The organism is Ramlibacter sp., assembly GCF_013697775.1.
Classification (GTDB): Bacteria; Pseudomonadota; Gammaproteobacteria; order Burkholderiales; family Burkholderiaceae_C; genus Ramlibacter.
Map to the genome: position 1 here is coordinate 1 of NZ_JACCWG010000257.1, position 3,804 is coordinate 3,804.

Sequence of the window (3,804 nt, forward strand, 5' to 3'; positions counted from 1 at the left end):
GCGGCCGTTCGAGGGCAGCCCCGCCTGGTCGCCGCTGCTGCACCCGGCCACGTGGCTGGTGGTGGTGGGCGTGGCCACGGCCATCGTGTCGCGCCGCGCGCGGGCGGTGCTTCCCTCGGCGCAGCGCGCCTGGGCCAATGGAAGCAAGGCGGTGCTGACGATCGGGCTGTTCCTGGTGGCCGCGATGGTGCTGGCGGATGCCGGCATCGCCGCGGCGCTGGCGCAGGGCCTACAGCAGGCGCTCGGCCCGTTCGCGGTGATCGCCACGCCCCTGCTGGCCGGCACCTTCGGCGCCGTCACCGGCAGCAGCAACGCGACCAATGGCCTGCTGATGGCTTCGCAGGTCGCACTTGCGGCGGACGGTCGGATTCCGCTCGCCTGGATCGCCGCTCTGCAGAACAGCGCGGCCGCGGCGCTGACCATGCTGTCGCCCGCGCGCGTGGCCACCGGCTGCGCGCTGGCTGGCCAGCGCGACCTGGAACGCGAGGTCTACCGGCGCGCCTGGCCGCTCGGCGCGGCGGCATTGGCGGTGCTGGTAGCCTGCGCAGTCGGCCTGCTGCTGGCAACTGCCATGCTGCGGCCCTGACACCCACAACGACCATGGCCGCTCCCCTCAACTTCCACCACCTCTACTACTTCTGGGTCGTCGCCAAGGAGGGCGGCATGGCGCGCGGCGCGGAGCGCCTGGGCATGGCGGTGCAAACGGTAAGCGCGCAGGTGCGCGTGCTGGAGCAGTCGTTCGGCCATGCGCTGTTCAAGCCAGCCGGCCGTGCGCTCGCGCTCACCGATGCGGGCGAGGCGGCAATGGGCTATGCGGAGCAGATCTTCCAGCTGGGCGAAGAACTGCCGGGCGCGGTGCGCGACGCCGCCACCGGACAGGGCCTGCGACTGCGCGTGGGCATGTCCGACGGCCTGCCCAAGCTGGTGGTGCGGCACCTGCTGCTGCCGGTGGTGGCCGACGGCGCGGCGCGGCTGCTGTGCCACGAGGACGAATTCGACCGGCTGCTGGCCGACCTGGCGCTGCACCGGCTGGACGCGGTGCTGTCCGACCGCGCCGCGCCTTCCAACCCCAACCTGCGCCTGTACAGCCACCGGCTGGGCGAGGCGCCGCTGGCCTGGTTCGCGCCGGCCAACCTGGCCGGCCGCAAGCCGCCAGCGTTTCCCGCCTGCCTGGCCGACATGCCGCTGCTGCTGCCGACCAGCCACACCGCGGTGCGCCCGCGCATCGACCAGTGGCTGGAACGCAATGGACTTCGCCCGCGCGTGGCGGGCGAGTTCGAGGACAGCGCGCTGCTGGCGGCGTTCGGCCGCAGCGGCATGGGGGCGTTCCCCGCGTCGGACTGGTCGCGCCAGGAACTGCTGGCGGACCGCTCGATCGTGCTGCTGGGAGACAGTCCCGAGCTGGTCGAGACCTTCTACCTCATCTCCGCCGAGCGCCGCATCCAGCACCCGCTGGTGCAGCGGCTGCTGGAAGCGGTCCCCGGTTAGGCCGAGGCGTTGGGCGCCGCCTGCTGGATGCCAGCAACAACCCAACCGCCGAAGCCGGTGCGCGGCTTGGTGAGGTGCCACACCTCGTCCAGGTCCTGCGGCACGGCGCCGGGCTGCTCGCGCACGCTGCCGGTGAAGCGCACGCTGACCACGTAGGCGCCGGCTTCTTCCACCACTTCGAGCACCTGCGCCTCCAGCCCGAACACTTCGGTGCGCTGCGTCGCGTCGCCGCGCGCGTCGATCTCGGCGCGGACCTCCTCGAACATCTCGGGCGTCAGATAGTCGCGCAGCCGCTGCAGGTCGCGCGCGTCGTTGGCCGACTGCAGCGCCATGAACTGCTCCTTGGCATTGCGCGAGAACGCGGCGGTGTCGAAGTCGGCCGGAATGGCCGAGGCCTGCGTCCCGGCCGCGGGCATGCCGCCCAGCGCCGAGCCGATGCGGGTGCCGCCGCCGTTGCCGGTGTCGTTGCCACTCCCGCTGCCGAACACCGGCTCGCGGCGCATCGGATCGCTACCACCCGCGCCCGCCATCGCCGGCGACGGATTCGCCGCTGCCGCGCGCTTGCGCATCACCATGCCGATCACCACCATCACGACGACGCCGATCAGCACCATCATCATGATGTTGCCCATCGCCGCGCCGAAGCCGAAGTGCGAGGCCAGCGCCGCCAGGCCCAGGCCGGCGGCGAGGCCGGCGATCGGTCCCATCCAGCTGCGCCTGGCCGGCGCCGCGGCGGCACCGGCCGCCGTGCCGGCTGCCGCGGGCGCTGCCTGCGTGGGTGCGCCCGCCGCGTTGGGTTGCGTCGCCGGCTGCGTGGTCTGCTGACGCTGCATGCCGCTGGAGCGGGCGCCGCCCAGCCGTTTCGCTTCCGCGTCCATCGCCACGGTCAGGCCGAGCGACAGCACGACGGCGATAAGAGCCAATGTTTTCTTCATGAGAGTCTCCTTTGAGAATCGAATACACGCAGAGGATAAGCGCGAACCACGAAAGAAAAAAGCAGAGTTAATCTTCATATTTCTCAGGAAAACCCGAAGTCTTCCAGACTACCAGGGTCCGGAGCTGGGGCGCATCGAAGCTGTGGCGGCATGAATGACGGAAGCGGGGCTTTGGCACCTGCTGCGCCCGGGCACCGCACGCACCCACTAGACTGCCTCGCCATGCGCAAGAATCGCTGCTTTGCCGCCTGAACGGCGCGCTGCCTCTTCCTTCCCACATGTCCCTCTACCGCCTCATCGGCCAATTCGTCCTGCGCCATCGGCTCGCCTACGGGTCTTCGGCCGTGATGCTGGCCGTCATCGCCCTGCTGCTGGTCTGGATCCCGCGCCAGATCGGCCACGTGGTCGATGCGCTGGTGGCCAGCCAGCTGCCGCGCGACGCGCTGCTGCGCGAGCTCGGCTGGCTGCTGGCCGCCGGCGCCGTGGTGTACCTGCTGCGCGTGGCGTGGCGGCTGCAGCTCTACGCGGCGTCGTTCCGCCTCGGCGTGGAGCTGCGCGCGCGCCTGTACGCGCGGCTGACCCTGCAGGGCGCGGCCTTCTACCAGGACCAGCGCACCGGCAACCTGATGGCGCTGGCCACCAACGACATCGAGGCGGTGGAGTTCGCCGCCGGCGACGCGCTGCTGGCCGGCTTCGACGGCAGCCAGACGCTGGTGATCGTGCTGGCCATGATGTCCATCGGCGTCGACTGGCGGCTGGCGCTGATCGCCATCCTGCCCTTCCCGCTCATGGCGATCGCCTTCCAGCGCATCTCGCGCCACGTGCACGCCGCCTCGCACCAGTCGCTGGAGCGCTTCGGCGCGCTCAACGACCACGTGCAGGAAACGCTGTCGGGCGTGCGGACGGTGCGCGCGCTCGGCCTGCAGGCGCGCAGCGAGGCGCAGTTCAAGCAGCTGGCCGGCGCCGCGGCCGACGCCGGCTTCGCCGCGCAGCGCTGGGAAGCGGCCTACGAGCCTGCCGTGGGCATCACCTTCGCCGCCGCCACCGCCCTGGTGCTGGGCGCGGGCAGCTGGCTGGTATGGCACGGCGAGCTGACCCTGGGCCAGCTCACCAGCTTCAGCATCTACCTGGGCCACCTGGTGTGGCCGATGTTCGCGGCCGGCTGGGTGCTCTCGCTGCTGGAGCGCGGCAAGGCCGGCTGGGCGCGGCTGCAGCCGATGCTGGACGCGCCGCTGTCCATCGACGACCACGGCACGGTGGCCGCGGTGCAGCCCGGCGCGCTGGCGCTCGAGGACGTGCGCTTCGCCTACGCGGCCGACGCGAAGCCCGCGCTCGACGGCGTGTCGCTCACGCTGGCGCCGGGCCGCACGCTGGGCCTGGT

4 protein-coding genes are annotated in these 3,804 nt (G+C 71.8%); 3 read left to right on the top strand and 1 reads right to left on the bottom strand.

The features are described 5' to 3' along the window. Nucleotides 1-586, top strand: a 586-nt coding sequence (locus H0U68_RS12740) for an L-lactate permease (protein ID WP_296356122.1), incomplete at its 5' end; no start/stop codon positions are given. Nucleotides 587-600: 14 nt separating this feature from the next. Next, entirely contained in the window at nucleotides 601-1,488 is an 888-nt protein-coding gene (locus tag H0U68_RS12745; protein WP_296356124.1) for a LysR substrate-binding domain-containing protein, read from the top strand. Here H0U68_RS12745 and H0U68_RS12750 read toward each other — a convergent pair. Further along, nucleotides 1,485-2,423 (bottom strand): Tim44-like domain-containing protein, encoded by a 939-nt coding sequence (locus H0U68_RS12750; RefSeq protein WP_296356126.1) that lies wholly within the window; start codon nucleotides 2,421-2,423, stop codon nucleotides 1,485-1,487. The genes H0U68_RS12745 and H0U68_RS12750 overlap by 4 nt on opposite strands. Nucleotides 2,424-2,701: 278 nt before the next feature. On the opposite strand from H0U68_RS12750, the gene H0U68_RS12755 reads away from it, so the two are divergent. Beyond that, nucleotides 2,702-3,804, top strand: a 1,103-nt coding sequence (locus tag H0U68_RS12755; protein WP_296356128.1) for an ABC transporter transmembrane domain-containing protein, incomplete at its 3' end; no start/stop codon positions are given.